This is a genomic window from Deinococcus piscis (assembly GCF_014653275.1).
GTDB classification, from domain to species: Bacteria; Deinococcota; Deinococci; order Deinococcales; family Deinococcaceae; genus Deinococcus; species Deinococcus piscis.
Map to the genome: position 1 here is coordinate 1 of NZ_BNAL01000014.1, position 16516 is coordinate 16516.

The following is a 16516-nucleotide window of genomic DNA, read 5'->3' on the forward strand; positions in this document are numbered from 1 at the left end:
TCAACGGTGATGTCTTTGAATGGTACGTCCGCGAAATCCTATGTCCAACATTGACGCCGGGACAGGTAGTCGTCTTGGATAATCTTTCAGCTCACCACCGTGAAGCAGTGAAGACCCTGATAGAGATGCGCGGCTGCACACTGCTTTTTCTGCCACCGTACAGTCCAGATTTCAACCCCATTGAGATGATGTTTTCCAAGCTCAAAGCTTGGATTCGGGCGGGCGAGTTCCGTGAGGTGGGTGCCCTGATTCATGGCATTGGGAACGCGCTTTCAGCAGTGACCACACAAGACATTTCCGCCTGGATGACCCACGCCTATCCTGGAATATTCTTATGTCAAATGCTCTAGCACGCCCAACAAGAAGGCAGGCGGCCAGCCCAGAGTAAGGGGCTGGCCGCCTTTTCTCGTAAACCAAGCCAGCTTTACCAGTCGAAGTAGAGGCGAATCCCTGCGTATCCGCTGCGGCGAAAGCACTGCACCCCGTAGTGCTCGCCGCCTCCACCATGCAGCCGTGCCTGGGCCACATCGCCGCGCAGAGACGCGAAGCACTGCGCAAACCGCTGTGGGGCGAACGTCTGCCCAAAGGCCTGCTGGGTCAGCCGTGACCAGTAAGCATTGCGGTCTGCCGATGCCGGAGCCAGCGCCTCAATCCCCAGCACCCGCCCGGACGGCGAGAGGCTTAGCCGCAGCTTGATGTCCTGGCGCAGCAGTTGCAGGGTGACGCTCTGCCCACTGTGACTTGGCCCAGTGCGGCCCAGCTCACGGCAGCCCCACTCCCGGCAGGGCCCGAAACTGGCCGCCTGATACGGTTCACCCAGCAGATCACGGCGCTGATACAGCTGTGCTTCCGCTGGCGGTGCGCTCAGCGCCCACAGCACGCCGCCAGCCCACAGCACCTGGGCCCTGTTGACGCCGCAGCTCACGGCACCATCTCGGCCCAGGCAGCTTTGGCTGCTGCGTCCTCGCCCACCGCCAGCACTTTGCCGCTGCGCACCAGGGGCAAGCGCAGCAGGTCTGGACTATCCAGCATCTTCCCCAGCAAGCTTTCATCGCTCACGCGCAGGTACTCCAGCCCGGCGTCACGGTAGGCTTTGCCGTCCATGTCCAGCAGAGCATTCAGCCCAAACTTCTGCACAAAGCGGGTCAGCTCGCCCTTACTCATGGGGCGCTGGGCCAAGTCCACGTAATGCACTTTCACGCGCCGCTCCTTGAAAAACCGCTCGGCGGCGCGTGCGCCCTTGCTCTTTTTGGTGCCGAAGATCTGCACTTCTGCCATGGGTTCAGTGTGGCACGGGCGTGGTCAGGAGCCGAGCAGCGGCAGCCAAGTTTAGACCTGAGACCACATGAGCCTCATTCCAGCTCGGTGCCCACCATCAATTCACGTACAGGCCCAGGTCATTGCCCGGCGGCAGGCCCAGGTGGTCGTAGGCGTGGGCGGTTGCCACGCGGCCACGCGGCGTGCGCTTGATAAAGCCCAGCTGGATCAGGAACGGCTCATACACGTCTTCCAGGGTCAGGGCGTCCTCGCTGATGGCCGTAGCGAGGGTGTCCAGGCCCACCGGCCCACCAGCAAAGCGGTGAATAAGGGTCTCCAGATACTTTTTGTCGCGGTCATCCAGGCCAGCGCTGTCCAGGCCCAGTTTGTCCAGGGCGTCATGGGCACGCTCCAGGGAGATGCTCGGCTCACCGGCCACCTCGGCAAAGTCACGCACGCGCCTCAGCAGCCGCTTGGCAATCCGCATGGTCCCCCGGCTGCGCCCACCGATTTCCAGCGCAGCGTCCGTGTCCAGCTCAAACCCCATCAGGCGGGCGTCACGCAGCAGGTTCTGGGCGATCTCTTCGGGGGTGTAGTACTCCAGGTGCTCCATGATTCCAAAACGTGAGCGCATCGGAGCGGTGATCAGACCGGGCCGGGTCGTGGCCCCTACCAGCGTAAAGCGTGGCAGCGGCAGCTCAATGGTGCGGGCCGCCGGGCCCTGCCCCAGCACGATATCCAGCTTGTAATCCTCCATTGCAGGATACAGGTGCTCCTCGGCCACGCGGCCCAGACGGTGAATCTCGTCAATAAACAGCACGTCACCTTCTTCCAGGCTGTTGGTGAGGATGGCGGCCAGGTCACCCGGCTTCTCAATTGCTGGGCCAGAGGTCACGCGGATATTCACGCCCAGCTCGTAGGCGATGATGTGCGCCAGCGTGGTTTTGCCCAGTCCGGGCGGCCCGAACAGCAGGGTGTGGTCCAGGGCTTCGCCGCGCCCCCGCGCCGCTTGGAGATACACCCCCAGCTTGTCTTTGAGTTTGGCCTGACCCACGTACTCGGCCAGTGAACGTGGACGCAGTGCCACGTCGTTTGATTCTGTTCCAGTCATAATATCCATTCTACTTTTTTTCCCCTCTGAACAACAGAGGCGCACGCTGGACCATCCCCGAGCACCCTGGCCGACACCTAAGATTTACTTAATGTAGATATTCAGCGTTCCAGACACCATCTCTTGTCCAGCAGGTTCGCCCACAAGCCGCAAACGATGTCTGGCTCTCCAAATCTTGGAACGAAGTTAATCACAATTGATTGTCATGGATTTGTCAGTAAAGCTCTCGCCCCTTATCGCTGGTTTCCAGCCCATCTCCCTGAGTGAACTCTCCGGCGCTGAGCTGATGGACCGCCGCGAAACGAAGTACACGCTGCCCGCCAGTGAACTGCCGCGTCTCCTCCAGGCTTTGCAGGGGCAGTACCGCGTGCTCACGGTTGGCGGCACGGCGCTCCAGGGGTACGCCAGCCGCTATTTCGATACGCCGGAATTCAGCTTCTTCTACGACCAGTATGTCCGCAAGAACCGCAGGCATAAGGTGCGCTGGCGGCGCTATGCCAGCACCGGCGCAGGCTTTCTGGAAATCAAGCGCCAGGACGGAGGCGTGACCCACAAGGTCAGGGTGGCCTCCCAGGGAGATGTAGACGCACAACGCCGCTTTTTGGAGACCCATGGGATTGACGCTGACCAGCTGTGCCCCGCTGTGGACGTCCTGTGTGAACGTCTGACGCTGGTGCGTACCGGTCCGGTCCCTGAGCGCGTCACCCTGGACCTGAACCTGCGCCTGATCAGCGAGCAGTGCGGCGCAGAGCACCAGTTCGCTGGCGCGGTGATCGTAGAGCTGAAATCGGAAGTAGCCGCCCAGCACACCCATTTCGCGCAGTTCGCGGCCCAGTTTGGGCTGCACGCTGACCAAGTCAGCAAATACTCGGTGGCTGTGGCCCTGCACTACCCTCAGGTCAAGAGCAATCTGATTCGGCCCCAACTGCGGCTGCTGCGCCGGGTCCAGCAGCAAGGAGCGCTGGCCTGATGCCCGGCCCAGAAAGTTGGGCGTGGGGCCTGCAAGGCTTCCGGCCCGAAATGTTCGCCCTGAACCTGGCCTTTGTCCTGGCGGTGACCAAAGGCCTCTACAGCCGCACCCAGCAAAATCCCGATTTGCTGTTCAGCCTGCTGATGTTCGGCGTGACCATCTTCCTGGTGGTCAGCGTCTTTGCTGGAGCAGACATCAGCATTGGGTTTGGCTTTGGGCTGTTTGCGGTATTCGGCATCCTGCGCTACCGCACCGGTTCCATCTCCACCCGTGACCTGACGTATCTGTTCGTGGTGGTGGCGACGGCCATGATCAATGGGCTTTCGGGAGCGCCCCTTGGAGCACTGTTCCTGGTCAACCTGGCCGTCTTGCTGGCACTGACCCTGGCCCAAAGCAGCTTATTTGCCACTCCCTATGCCTCGCTGATGGTGGACTATGAGCATGTGGCCCACACTGCGCAGGAGCACCGACCCGAACTGATCGCCGAACTGCGCCGCCGCACCGGCCTGGATGTGCAGCAGGTGCAGCTGGTCAATCTGGACTATGTGCGCGATATGGCGCGGCTACAGGTCATCTACCGGCCCGCCCAGGGCGAGCGGGCCTACTCGGACCAGTAGCTCAGGCAGCGGCTCACTGCGGGCCGTACTGCGCGGCCAGCGTAGGCAGGTCTTCAGCCAGTCGCCCGGCCAGGATGTCCTGGTTGCCGTACACGCGCACGAAGTTGCCCTGAGTATCCACCACACTGACCTGGTCACCGTGGATCATGGCGGCCTGGGTGGCTCCGGTCACCTCAGGATTGACGGCGGCAGCGCTCGCCTCCCCGGTGGCCGCTGCAGAAGTGCTGCCATGGCCTGCACCCATATGGCCGCTGTGATCGGTGAGCGAAGGCGGACGGGCAACTCCCACAAACATCTCCTGCGCGGACCGGTCAATATCGGCGGTCTCACCGGTCAGGCCCACGAAAGCCGGGTCGAAGCGGTCCAGGTAAGCCCGCAGCACTTCAGGCCGGTCATTGGCCGGATCTACGCTGACCATCTGCACCAGCACTTTTTCTCTCAGCTGCGGGCTCAGTCCCTTGTAGGTGTCCGAGAGCACGCTGAGGGTGGCCGGGCAAACATCGGGGCAGCGGACAAAGCCGTAGAACATCAGCCGCAGTTTGCCGCGTGAATCGCTCAGGGTGGCCGCCTGGCCCCGGTCATCCAGCAGCGCCACCGCAGGCAAGGGCTTAGGCTCATCCAGAGCAGTGCCGTACTGCAGCTGGGGGTCGGCTTTTTTCATCAGCAGCAGGCCCGCCAGCACGGCAGCCACCAGCAGCAAGGCAGAAGTCAACCATTTCACGCCCCGCAGACTACCGGCTCTGGAACGTGCCGGGTGTCCCGCCCAGCCAAACAAAGCGCCCCCTCTGTAGACCAGAGAGGGCGCTGAAGCGAAGGAGGCGGAGTATTACCAGGCGTAGAACAGGGCCACGATCAACAGCCACACAGCGTCCACCAAGTGCCAGTACATGCTGGCAGGGGCCAGGGAGCCGTGGTTGTACTTGTCAATCTTGCCAGTCAGCGACTGATAGAAGGGCAGCGCCACACCAGTCGCGCCGATCAAGATGTGCAGACCGTGCAGACCCACGATGATAAAGAAGCAGGACTGCCACAGGTTCTGTTTCCAGTCGCTCTCTAGGCCAAACAGCGTGAACTCGTAGACCTGGAAGCTCATGAACAATGCGCCCAGCAGCAGCGTGATGAACATCAGGATGCGTGCCCACTTGTGGCGGCCCTGGTGCTGCATCTGCTCAGCGGTATGAATGGTCACCGAGCTGCTCACCAGCACAATGGTGTTCAGAATCGCCAGCCACATGGCCGGGCGGCTCACCGCATCAGGAATGGCCAGGCCGGTGGCGCGGTAGTAGATAAAGCCGGCCAGCAGCACACCGAACAGCGTCACTTCCGAGATGATGAACCAGGACATGCCCAAGAAGCCGTTCTCGTACTTGGTCAGGCCGTGGTGGGCCACCGGAACATCGTATTCACGGGTGCCCGCCCACTTGAACAGCGCGTAGAAGAACAGCGGGATGCTCAGGTACAGCAGCACAGAAGCGAACTTGAACAGACCGGTCATGTCGCCCCAGGTTTGCAGGCCAGCGGCGGGAGTGTACGGGGTGAACCAACCAAAGGTCAGGCCAAACGTAAAGGGCAGCAGCGCAAACGCCGTCAGGAAAGGCCAGGGGCTGTCCACCGGCAGGTGAATGGTCTTGGGGTCCAGCGGAGTGAGGGTATCGCCGTTTTTCTCCCAGTCGTACAGCGGACGCTCAGAGGGGAAAGTCTTGGGGAACTCCACAGCGAAGTTGTAAGCAGGAGGCGGGCTGCTGGTGGCCCATTCCAGGGTGTATCCACCCCAGGGGTTGGGACCAGCCGTGATGGGCTTGCGCATGCTCTGCAGCATGGCCCAGACCATTGCGATACCGCCAGCCAGCAGCAACAGCGCACCGATGGTGCTGATGAAGTTCAGCTCGGTCCAGGCGTAGTTGCCAGCGGGGTAGGTGTAGTAGCGGCGGGGCATGCCCAGCAGACCCAGGATGTACTGGGGCAAGAAGGTCATCCACGAGCCGATCATAAACAGCCAGAAGTGGACGCGGCCCATCTTCTCGTCCAGGAAGCGGCCAGTCATCTTGGGCCACCAGTAGTACAGTGCGCCCATCGCCAAGAAGGCGGTGCCGAACATCATCACGTTGTGGAAGTGGGCCACCACGTAGTACGAAGCCGTCACCTGATAGTCGAAGGGAATCATGCCCAGGCTCACGCCGGTAATCCCGCCGATCAGGAAGTTGAAGATAAAGCCCACCAGCCACAGGGTCGGCATCTTCATCATGATGCGTCCGCCCCACAGGGTGCCGATCAGGTTGAAGATTTTCACACCAGTCGGCACGGCCACGATCAGGGTGGCAATCATAAAGGCGATCTGCCAGGCTTCAGGCACGCCCACAGCGAACATGTGGTGGATCCACACCAGCAGCGAGACAAACACGATGGCCATGATCGAGTACACCATCACGCGGTAGCCGAACAGCGGCTTGCGGGCCATGGTGGAAGCGATTTCAGCCGCGATGCCCAAGTAGGGCAGCAGCATCACGTACACGGCAGGGTGAGAGTAGAACCAGAAGAACTGCTGGAACATGACCGGAGCTCCACCAATCTCGGAGTTGTACATGCTCAGGCCGAGCTTGATCTCCAGGAAGGTGGTCAGCGCGGCGGCGGTGAGGCCGCTGAGGCTGATCAGCTGCAAGATGGCCGTGGCAAAGAGCGACCAGGCAAAGATCGGCATCTGCCACAGGCTCATGCCTTCGGCACGCAGGTTCATGACGGTGGCTGCAAAGTTGGCACTGCCAAACAGTGAGCCCAGACCGTTGAACAAAATCGCCATCATGAAGATCGCCACGCCGGTCTGGTTGGCGTCCAGGGTCAGCGGGTAATAAAAGGTCCAGCCTACGGTGGGGTAGCCACCGCCCACCACAGCCAACAGGGCCAGCAACAGCGAAAAGGCGAATGACCAGACGGCAAAGTTGTTCAGCCGGGGCAAAGCCACGTCGCGCACGCCCAGTTGCAGCGGCAAGAAGTAGTTTCCGAAGCCAAACAGGCCAATCGGAATAAGGAAGAAGAACAGCATGACCGCGGCGTGCATGGTCAGAACTTGGTTGTAGATATTGCCGACCAAGAAGGTCTGGTCTGGCAGCGCCAGCTGGAGGCGAATCAGCACCGCGAGGATGCCGCCCACCGCCAGACCCACCAGAGACAGGATGATATACATCAGCCCGATCTTCTTGTGGTCCACCGTATTCATCATGTCCCAGATGACCGCCCCGAAGCCCTTACGTTCGGCCACCTGAGGGGAGTGTCTTACCGTCATTGTTGTCCTCCAGGCAGAATGGCGGGCTCGTTAAAGACCTGGGCCTTCTGCCAGTAGTTGGCCTCTTCAGGCAGTTGCAGAGTTTTGAGGTAGGCCGCCACATCCGCGATTTCCTCGTCGGTCAGCACGCCGCCCTTTTGCCACTCGCCGTTCACCTGATACTCGCTGCCGTCATAGGTGGGCATCAGGCTGCCAGGCTTGACTTCTGGGCTGTGCTTGATCCAGGCCAGCAGGTGCCCATTGGCCTGGGGATCATTCCACCCCTGCTCCAGCGGGGCTTCCCACATGCCAGCGCCCAGCGTGCGGCGGGTACCGAAGAAGCTCAGATCAGGACCCACCGGGCTGTTGGCCTGGGTGCCCTGCACGCGGTGACAAGCGGCGCAGGCCACGGCACCCGTTTCGGGCTTGCCGTTCATGAACAGGTTGTAGCCGCGCTCCTCGGCACTGCCGGGGGCAGGAGTGGGCGCAGAGTAGTTCTGTGCCGCCGAGATAAAGGCTTCGTAGTCCGCCGGAGCCAAGGCGATCACCTTAAAGCGCATGTTGGCGTGGCTGGCACCGCACAAGTAGTTACAGTTGCCCTGATAAATCGCGGGGCGGTCCGTATGGACCGTCCAGACTTTTTCAGAGCCGGGGATGGCCTGGCGCTGCGGGCCAATGTTGGGGGCCCAGAACTCGTGGACCACGTCAGCCGCTTGCAGGGTCAGCTTGGTGTCAATCGGCGCATCTCCGTTGCTGCCTGCAGGCATGACCATTTCGTTGCCGTTGGCGACGGGGCCGCCAGCTGCCGACTCACGGTCAGTGTAGGTAAAGTTCCACCAGAACTGCTTGGCCAGCGCCGTGATATTGGCTCCCACCTGCTGCTCCTGCACCGGAGTGGTCTGGGCCATCGTCCGCACGCTCAGCACGCTCAGCAGCATCACGATGACCACAGGGAACCCGATCAGCACCACTTCCAACTTGTCATTGCCGTGGAACTGCGCGGGCTCCGCTTTGTTGTTCTCCTCACGGAAACGGAAAACGGTATAGAACAGCAGGGCCGAAACGCCCAGGAAAATAATGATGGATAGGCCAATAGCCACGATGCTCAGCTCCCACATCGCTGTGTTGTAGCGGGAAGCTTGGTCGCCGATGGTCAGGGTCTGCTGATGGGGCTGACAACCTGTCAGCAGGGCCAGACCCAACAGGACGGCTGCTGCGGACATGCGCTGCATGCCACTGGGCGGCAGACCGCCTGACCTGCCTCTACAGGTACGCTTGGTGTTCAACATTTCTCCTTTCCTCGCTTCATAGTCTAAGCAAGAATGCCACGGCTATGTTGATATTGTCTCCCCTGAGCGGAAAACATGCGGGGTTCCTGCCAGGGACCAAGCCCAGAGGCCATCGCCTCTCCACAGCCTGATTCTGCTCCTGGCGATGCGCCTTGCTGAACGTTTGGTCAGCCGCCTGGACGTAAGCCGCAGTCTGAGCAGCCGGTCCTGACGGCCAGAAGTCGCATGTTCTGCTATCAGATCACCCCTGAGCGGTGTCAATTGTCCTCACCGGATTCTCGACTACACCGCCATTGGACAGGCTTGACTGCACAGAGCGCAGGGGCCTGTGCCACTCTCCCCTGGGCTCTGTCTCTTGGAGTTCTGTGCCTTACCTTACTGAGCCTAAGGCCTACGCCTTGCTCCTGTAGGACGTAGCCCCAGGCTCAGCTCAGGCCAGCAGCACCCGGTCAACCGCACCAGCCAGGAACAGCAGGGCCAGGTACAGCATGGAATACAAGTACAGCGGCAGCATTTCCTTTTTGTTGGGACGTCCACCAGACATGACGTAGCGGTAGAGCTTCCACGAGAGCCACAGCAGCCAGCCGCCCAAGCCCAGCGCCGAGAAGAAATACAGCCAGCTCACGGCGCCGAAGTACACCGGCATCACCGACAGCACCACGGTATAGATGGCATAGAGGCCAATCTGCGCGGCGGTCAGGCGGTCACCGTAGACCACTGGCAGCATGGGAATGCCGACTTCCTTGTATTCATCCTGAATCATCATGGCGAGTGCCCAGAAATGCACGGGCGTCCAGAAGAAAATAATGGCGAACAAAAATCCGGCAAACAGGTTCAGGTCACCCGTGACGGCGGCCCAGCCCACCAGCGGCGGGAAGCAACCAGCCGCTCCCCCAATCACGATGTTGTGCCAGGTGGTGCGCTTGAGCCACATGGTGTACACCACCACGTAGGTCAGGAAACCGGCCAGGCTCATCCAGGCGGCCAGCGGCGTCGTCCAGACCCACAGCGCTACAAAGGACGCCACTTGCAGAGCCAGACCGAAGATAAAAGCGCTGCGGGTCGAGATGAGTCCTGAAGTGGTGGGACGCTGGGCGGTGCGGGCCATCTTGAGGTCAATGTCGCGGTCAAGGATCATGTTGAACACGCCCGCCGACCCAGCCGATGCGTAACCAGCCAGCGACACCACCGTCAGGAGCCACAGCCCCCGCACAAAAGTCTCGCCCGGCCAGCCCTGCGCGGCCATAAATACAGCTGTCAGGGTGGTCCACAGCAGCAGACTGATCACTTTGGGCTTGGTTAGCGAGAGATAGTCGCGCCAGGTGGCCTTGGCCTCAGGCGCTACGGGGGACGGCGCAGTGCTCACAGTCATACCCGTACTCCTTCCCGTTCCCGTCGGTTCAGCCCTGTGGGATGTTGTCCAGCGCCTTGCCATTCGGGCATCTCCTGGCCGGTCCGGGTCTCCTCAGTGTTCATCTCCGGCAATGTTAGCGCTGTGTATCCCAACATCACCGTCATAAGCCACATGATACAGGCGAGGAGCAGGTGCGCCAGCTGCATCCAGTCCGGGGCTTTCAGGGCGACATTCAAAAACCCGGCGACCACCTGCACCGCAATCGCCGCAGACAGCCACCCGGCCCAGCGGTTAACCACCGCACCTGGCCGCAGCTGGCGCAGGCGGGCTGCCATCCACAGCAGGTAGCCACTGCCGACCAGGGCCAGCACAGGATGAACCACCCGCAGATTCTCGATCAGGGTCGCCGCTGGGCCAAAGTCACGGCGCACCGTATCTAGTGGCGTCCCGGGCGCTGGCGTGAACAGCAGGTCACCCAGGGCCGTCACAGCACCTGCCATGCCCACCAACAGGGTCAGCAGCAGGCCCAGGCTCCACAAGCCCCACACCTGCTTTTGGTGCGGTTCACTGCGGCGGCCTGTCCACCACAGCGCTGGACTGCCTCCCGCCCACAGGGCCGTAAGCAGCAAGGCCCCCAGCAGCGCAAAGGTATTGGCAAGGTGGACGCCCTGCACCAGACCACGCGCCGGATCAGCCGAATCGGCAGTCAGGCCCCAGAGCACCTGTAGACCGCCCACCACACCTTCCAGCAGAATCAGCCCAAAAGACAGCGCCGCGCCGAACACCACCGGCCAGCGCCGAAAAGTCTCAGCCCAGCTCAGCTGCCGCAGCGAAAGCAGCGCCGTGAGCCAGCCCAGCAGAGCGAGTAGCCCCAGGCCAGCCCCCCAGAGCACCAAAGAGCCCGCCGCACTCACGGCACCGGCCACCAGCAGCGCAGCCCCGACCAACCCTGCCACAAAGCTAAGACGAACGCGTCCGGCCAGCTCAGGGTGAGTCACCGCCTGCCGCATCGGGGCAGCAAACGCAAGGGCAAACAGGCCCATCGCCAGCAGACCACTGCCTCCACTGGTCAGGCGGTGACTGAACTCAATGACCCGCTCCGCCGTGAAGCTCAGCGGCACCACCTGACCGTCACAAAGCGGCCAGTGGTCGCCGCAGCCTGCCCCAGCGCCGGTGATGCGGACCACCGCGCCCCAGAGGATCACGGCCAGGTTATAGACCAGAGCGCCCCAGGCCAAATAGGTCAGTCTGCGGTTCATGGGTCCCTCGGTTGGCCGGTGCTCACCAGCCAGAGTCACTCCCTTATTCAAGGTCTTTTCTCCTCTCCTGTCCGCGGCATCTACGGAGCACGTAGCCACTGTGCCTCCCTGATCCGGGGGCTGCGCCGCTATAAGGTTCTGCGCCACGGTGATTCTGGCCCACTGTGATCAGGATTCAGGGCCACTGCCCCGCACTGGAGCGGCAGTCTTCGCCGTGCATTCTAGGTAGAGAGAACCAAAGTCACAGGCCCAATTGTCCCCTCCGTAGGGCGCAGTGGACACTTTTTCCTGCCCACCGCAGCCAAAATCTTGCCTGGTATGGCAGGAACCCCAGGCAGCCGCCTCAATGACCCAGGGCCGGGAAGTCTTCCACTAGGACAACTCTTCCCGGCCCTGGCCGCAGTCCTGCTGCGTTACTGCGAGCGGTAGCGCGCGTTGTCGCGCAGGTGCTCATCATAGGTGTGGTTCACGTAGATTTTACCGTCTGTGGCGTGCAGGAAGTACAGAGCGTCACGGCCATCATCAAGCTTGCGCTGAGCGTCGAGCACCGAGAGCAGCGCAGGCTCACCGGGATTATTGATGGGGGTCTTGGGCAGGCCCTGGCGGGTGTAGGTGTTCCAGTCATGGTCCGTGGTGAAATCGCCAGCGCTGCGGTCCAATTCGGGCAAGTCCTTGCCCAGACCGTAGGCCACCGTTGGGTCACTGCCCAGAGCAATGCCATCGCGCAGGCGGTTGAGGAAAACACCAGCGATGACCGGCATTTCCTCGTTGTTGGCGGCTTCGGCCTGCACCATGCTGGCGAGCGTGACCCAGTCGTAGACACTCAGTCCCTCAGCTTCGGCCTGGGCCACCCGCTCAGGGGTGAACTCCTGATTCATGCGCTCAACCATCTGCGTCACGACTTCTTTGGCCTCGGCCCCTTCTTTGAACTCATAGGTGGCCGGGAACACGAAACCTTCCAGGTTTGTCTCGGCGTACTCGCTCAGCGAAGGATCATTCAGCGCTGCTTTGACGGCAGCTGGATCAAAGCCTGACTTCTCAAAGATGGCCGGCAGGTCTTTGATGCGGCGACCTTCGGGCACCGCCACCTTGACGGTAGGAATGCGGGGTGTGGCCGCGAGAGCCTCGGCCACCTCAGCCACCGTCATCTGACCGCTCAGGTCATACAGTCCCTCTTTGAGCGAGCCGTCAGTGCCGGCGCGGCGCATTTCGTAGCGCAGGGCGTCCGCGCTGCGAACCACCTCGTTGTCTTCCAGTTCCTGCGCTACAGCGGCCAGCGTGTCGCCGGACTTCACTTCCAGCGTGTAGTCGCCGCCGCCAGCTGGGCCAGTCTGACCAGTCAGCAGCCAGGCAGCCACCCCACCACCCAGAATCAGCAGCATCAGCAGCGGCATCGCAATCTTGGCCCACAGCGGCAGGCCCCGGTTATGTCCCAGCCTGGTCATCGCTGGCTCCCTTGACGAACGTTCATCGCCTGCCAGAATACCCGATCTCATTGTGAGAGGGCGTTGCCACCCAACTGACAAAGGCCACAACCAAAAAACCCGCTAAGCGGCGGGCGGTTCCATGAAGGAAATACGGCTCAGAAGCTGAGAACAGCCAGAGTATCTGGGGAAGTCAGGACTTGAAGGCAGGCTTCTGAAAGGAAGGAGGTCAGTTTTTTCTCGTGCGAGCCTGACGGAGCTGGGCCAGGCGTTGCTGCTGAGCCGCCAGCTTGTCCTCGCCTGCTGCCGGGGAAGATGTACGGGCCGCCAGCCATTCCAGGATAAGTGCCAGGGCAGCGTCCCGATCAAGGTCGTTGAGCAGTTCGTGGTATCCCTCCGCAAACAGCCGCAGCGTCTTGTCAGTGGTGGCGAGCTTATTGAAGAATTCAGGCAGGCCCCCCATATAGGACACCTGATCTGCCGAGCCGTAGAACACCAAGGTCGGCACCCGCCAGGTGGTGTAGTGGGGCCACAATTCCTGCGCAAGAAGCATCATGCTATTGGCCGTCAGGAGTTTTACCTTACCGTGGTAGATGCGCTGATCGGCCAGATACGCTTCCACCTCAGCGTCAATACGTGAAAGTCCGCGTGAATTGATAGGAATGATGGCGAGGCTCGGAGCCATCATGGAAGCTATAGGCATGATTCGCCTGATCAGCGCCACTTGATCCTGGCCCGCTTGCAACATAGGGCTAGACAGGATGACGCCATCCAGTCCGGCCTGATCGCTTATCACACTTCCAGCAGCGAACAATGCCCCGGCACTGTGAGCGAAAAGATAAAAGGGCAGCTTGGGGTGCCGGATTTTCAGGGCCTGCCGGGCAGCCAGGTGGTCCTGCACCTGCGCGAAGGCGTCCACCATGCTGATGTCGCCTGGCGAGTCGCCGTGACCCCGCAGGTCATAGGCATATACGCTGAAACCTGCGCGGTTCAGGGCTGGAATCAGTTGGTTATAACGGTCATGCAAGCGCTGAGCATACTCGGCCAGCGCATGGGTGATCAGAACAATGCCCGTTGGGTTTTCTATTTCCCAAGCGTAGCCCACGACAGGAGCGTTCGGTATGTTCCAGTTTTGGGCAGTGATCATAAGAAATTGAACCCAGTCTAATGAGGTATATCTCACAAAAAGCCAACAAACGGGGAGGGAGCAGACTGAAAGTAGTCCGGCCTTGAGTCAATCTTGTCTTGGTGAAGTGTGATGAAGTGATACAGCCGGATAAAGACGGCCCAGCGCCTCACTCAGCGGTGCGGTCTGCAAGCCCCTAGCCCCCCCAGTTGCTTGACCCTGGGCCGGTTCTTACCCTGATTCTTCGCCAGCCGCCGGAGTCCCCAGCTGGATCGTCCCGAACGCCACAGGTAGGGTTCAACCTGACGCCCGAGCAACTCTGTATGACGCACAGCTCCTGGTCCTAGAGCAACTCTGAGAATGATATGTGCTTCCTCCACTGGCCCCAGCCGAAGCATTCCGGTCGAATCACTCGAAGTAGTCCATATTTAAAGTGTGTCTGAAAAGCCTCCTGGTGCGGGTTTTTCATCTCGCGTGTTCGTAAATTCTATGGGTATGTCGTCCGTCTACTCAAGCGATCTGACCAATGCCGAATGGATGATCCTCGAACCTCTATTTCCACCTGTCTGTTCAACAGGACGACCTAGAAAGTGGTCCTGGCGCGATATTCTCAATGGGATCTTCTATGTTCTTCGCGGTGGTATCGCCTGGAGGCTGATGCCGCATGACCTTCCACCTTGGCAGACGGTGTACCACTACCACCGACTTTGGAGGAAACAGGGTCTATGGAAAGCGATTCATGCTGTCTTGCGGGAAAGGGCTCGCGTACAGGCAGGCCACAACCCCACACCTTCTGCGGGAATTATTGACAGCCAATCGGTAAAAACGACAGAAGCAGGCGGACCTCGTGGCTATGATGGTGGGAAGAAAGTGAACGGTCGAAGGCGGCACATCCTGGTCAATACGATAGGCCTCGTCATGGCGATCAAGGTGCATGAAGCGGATTATCAGGATCGCGCCGGCGCGATCCTCCTGCTGCGAGACTTGCCCAATGTTTTCCCACGCATGCAACACGTTTGGGCAGACCAAGGATATACCGGCAAATTAGGTGCTGAAATCAGCAAACATTTGGGCTGGACGTTAGAAATCGTCAAGCATCCTTGGTCGGGCCGGCAGGGTACTTGGGCACCAAAAGACGCACCTCCACGGATGGTGGAGGTGCCAGCAGGATTCGTCGTGCTGAAACGTCGTTGGGTGGTTGAACGAACCTTCGCCTGGATAGGCAAATCGCGACGGATGTCCAAAGATTACGAAGCACTGCCAGAAACCTCAGAAAACCTCGTCTACGAGGTCATGATTCGCTTGATGGTCAAACGACTAGCCAAAATAGTGACGTGAAGAGTTTTCAGACACACTTTAGTCAAAACTGCCCTTTTTTGGGAAGCCGTAGGCCCATAGAGCAAATAAAAAACCCGCCTTGCGGCGGGCGGTTCTGCTGGAGCCAGAGGTCGGAATTGAACCGACGACCTACTGATTACGAATCAGTTGCTCTACCCCTGAGCTACACTGGCAGCTGCCAAAAAATATGTGGTGGCAACGGGCGGACTCGAACCGCCGACCCAACGATTTTCAGTCGTTTGCTCTACCAACTGAGCTACATTGCCGTGCTTCTCCCCAAAGGGGAGACTCTGGCGGTCCGGACGGGATTTGAACCCGCGACCTTCTGCGTGACAGGCAGATATGCTAACCGCTACACTACCGGACCGTGCCGCTCTAAGCAGCGGAGTAAAGGATAGCCGCCTCCCCCGGCCCTGTCAACCGGGTCACGGTGCAGTCCTCTTCAGCGGAGCGCTCTCAGATACAGCGGCCAGGCCAGAGGTCAGGATGAAGACGCTGAAGCCTCGCTCCCGCTGGGTACTTCCCCGGATGCAGACGCTGGAGCGGGCCACAGCGCCTGCACGCCCTGCACCGGGGTCAGCCGACCAGTCAGGACTTCGCGGCGGCACTGAGCCAGAGCTTCGCTGTGACCGCGCACAAAGGATGTCCAGACCGCTTCACGCAGCAATTCATCGAACCAAGCCGCGGTCTGCTGGCGGCGACGGGCGCTCACATCCACCTCGTCGCGGAACGCCTGGACCGCTTCCCAAAATGCCTCAATGCCCTGCCCGGTCAGCGCGGACAGCTGGAGCGCCCGTGGTCGCCACTCGGCCCCGTACGGGGTCAGCAGGCTGAGCGCAGCCGTCAGCTGGGCCTGCGCCCGGTTGGCGGCCCGTGGATCGGTATCGGCCTTGTTGACCACCGCCAGGTCACACAACTCCATGATGCCGCGCTTGATGCCCTGTAGCTCGTCACCGGCATTGGGTAGGGTCAGCAGCACAAAGAGGTCGGTCATCCCAGCCACCTGGGTTTCGCTCTGGCCCACGCCCACCGTTTCGACCAGTACCACGCCGTAGCCAGCGGCTTCGCATAAGGTCATGGCTTCGCGGGTTCGCCGCGCCACCCCGCCCAGGGTGCCGCTCGAAGGACTGGGCCGAATAAACGCCGCCGGATGCACACTCAGCCCCGGCATCCGGGTTTTGTCGCCCATGATGGAGCCGCCGGTCCGCACGCTGCTGGGGTCCACCGCCAGCACCGCCACCCGGTGACCGCGCTCCGCCAGCCAGAGCCCCAGCGCCTCAATGAAGGTGCTTTTGCCCACCCCCGGCACCCCAGTCAGCCCTATGCGCACCGCACCGCCCGCGTGCGGGGCCAGCTCGGCCAGCAGCGCCTGAGCCTGAACCTCGTGTTCGGGGCGCGTGCTCTCTATCAGGGTGATGGCGCGGGCCAGGGCGCGGCGCTGCCCGGCCAGCAGCGGGGCGGCGAGGGGATGGGACGGCATAGGCCCATGCTAAAGCACTGGCTCCGGCCCCT

General features: G+C 61.1%; 15 protein-coding genes and 3 tRNA genes. 4 read left to right on the forward strand and 14 right to left on the reverse strand.

Going from position 1 to position 16516, the window contains the following annotated elements; translation table 11 throughout:
• A partial coding sequence (locus tag IE158_RS13755) for a transposase (RefSeq protein WP_189642886.1) occupies positions 1-350 on the forward strand: 350 nt, incomplete at its 5' end.
• Positions 351-424: 74 nt separating this feature from the next.
• Here the strand turns inward: IE158_RS13755 and IE158_RS06670 are convergent.
• The 3 genes from IE158_RS06670 to ruvB all read right to left on the reverse strand — a co-directional run bounded on the left by IE158_RS06670 (position 425) and on the right by ruvB (position 2368).
• The gene (locus tag IE158_RS06670) at positions 425-925 is read right to left on the reverse strand and encodes a hypothetical protein (protein WP_189642887.1); all 501 of its coding nucleotides are present in this window, start codon (positions 923-925) and stop codon (positions 425-427) included.
• Positions 922-1278 carry an ArsC/Spx/MgsR family protein gene (locus IE158_RS06675; RefSeq protein WP_189642888.1) on the reverse strand — a complete coding sequence of 119 codons (357 nt, stop codon included), beginning with the start codon at positions 1276-1278 and terminating at the stop codon, positions 922-924. The genes IE158_RS06670 and IE158_RS06675 overlap by 4 nt, the downstream gene beginning before the upstream one ends.
• A gap of 97 nt (positions 1279-1375) precedes the next feature.
• Positions 1376-2368 (reverse strand): Holliday junction branch migration DNA helicase RuvB, encoded by a 993-nt coding sequence (gene ruvB / locus IE158_RS06680; RefSeq protein ID WP_189642889.1) that lies wholly within the window; start codon positions 2366-2368, stop codon positions 1376-1378.
• Positions 2369-2573: 205 nt separating this feature from the next.
• Here ruvB and IE158_RS06685 point away from each other — a divergent pair, with 205 nt between their 5' ends.
• Together IE158_RS06685 and IE158_RS06690 are read left to right on the forward strand one after the other, a co-directional pair.
• Complete coding sequence (locus tag IE158_RS06685; RefSeq protein ID WP_189642890.1) at positions 2574-3338, forward strand: VTC domain-containing protein; 765 nt, start codon at positions 2574-2576, stop codon at positions 3336-3338.
• Complete coding sequence (locus tag IE158_RS06690; RefSeq protein ID WP_189642891.1) at positions 3338-3955, forward strand: DUF4956 domain-containing protein; 618 nt, start codon at positions 3338-3340, stop codon at positions 3953-3955. Before IE158_RS06685 ends, IE158_RS06690 begins: the two co-directional genes overlap by 1 nt.
• Before the next feature lie 13 nt (positions 3956-3968).
• On the opposite strand, the gene IE158_RS06695 is transcribed toward IE158_RS06690, so the two are convergent.
• The 7 genes from IE158_RS06695 to IE158_RS06725 form a co-directional block, all read right to left on the reverse strand.
• A complete protein-coding gene (locus IE158_RS06695) occupies positions 3969-4676 on the reverse strand; it encodes an SCO family protein (protein ID WP_189642892.1) in 708 nt (235 codons plus the stop codon).
• Between the two features lie 105 nt (positions 4677-4781).
• Entirely contained in the window at positions 4782-7235 is a 2454-nt protein-coding gene (locus IE158_RS06700) for a cbb3-type cytochrome c oxidase subunit I (RefSeq protein WP_189642893.1), read from the reverse strand.
• Positions 7232-8503 carry a cytochrome c oxidase subunit II gene (gene coxB / locus IE158_RS06705; protein WP_189642894.1) on the reverse strand — a complete coding sequence of 424 codons (1272 nt, stop codon included), beginning with the start codon at positions 8501-8503 and terminating at the stop codon, positions 7232-7234. Before coxB ends, IE158_RS06700 begins: the two co-directional genes overlap by 4 nt.
• 430 nt (positions 8504-8933) lie before the next feature.
• Complete coding sequence (locus tag IE158_RS06710) at positions 8934-9875, reverse strand: heme o synthase (RefSeq protein WP_189642895.1); 942 nt, start codon at positions 9873-9875, stop codon at positions 8934-8936.
• Positions 9872-11116, reverse strand: coding sequence for a COX15/CtaA family protein (locus tag IE158_RS06715; protein WP_189642896.1), 1245 nt, complete (start codon positions 11114-11116; stop codon positions 9872-9874). The genes IE158_RS06710 and IE158_RS06715 overlap by 4 nt, the downstream gene beginning before the upstream one ends.
• Before the next feature lie 413 nt (positions 11117-11529).
• Complete coding sequence (gene mltG, locus IE158_RS06720) at positions 11530-12561, reverse strand: endolytic transglycosylase MltG (protein WP_189642897.1); 1032 nt, start codon at positions 12559-12561, stop codon at positions 11530-11532.
• 208 nt (positions 12562-12769) lie between these two features.
• Positions 12770-13687 (reverse strand): alpha/beta hydrolase, encoded by a 918-nt coding sequence (locus IE158_RS06725; RefSeq protein ID WP_189642898.1) that lies wholly within the window; start codon positions 13685-13687, stop codon positions 12770-12772.
• Between the two features lie 468 nt (positions 13688-14155).
• Between IE158_RS06725 and IE158_RS06730 the strand changes: the two genes are divergently transcribed.
• Positions 14156-15004, forward strand: coding sequence for an IS5 family transposase (locus tag IE158_RS06730; protein ID WP_189642933.1), 849 nt, complete (start codon positions 14156-14158; stop codon positions 15002-15004).
• Between the two features lie 98 nt (positions 15005-15102).
• Here the strand turns inward: IE158_RS06730 and IE158_RS06735 are convergent.
• From IE158_RS06735 to meaB, 4 genes are all read right to left on the reverse strand, one after another.
• Positions 15103-15177 (reverse strand) — tRNA-Thr (locus IE158_RS06735).
• A gap of 17 nt (positions 15178-15194) precedes the next feature.
• A tRNA-Phe gene (locus IE158_RS06740) sits at positions 15195-15270 on the reverse strand.
• Between the two features lie 25 nt (positions 15271-15295).
• Positions 15296-15371 (reverse strand) — tRNA-Asp (locus IE158_RS06745).
• 114 nt (positions 15372-15485) lie between these two features.
• Positions 15486-16484: a methylmalonyl Co-A mutase-associated GTPase MeaB gene (gene meaB, locus IE158_RS06750; RefSeq protein WP_189642899.1), complete on the reverse strand. Its 999-nt coding sequence runs from the start codon at positions 16482-16484 to the stop codon at positions 15486-15488.
• Positions 16485-16516: the final 32 nt, after the last annotated feature.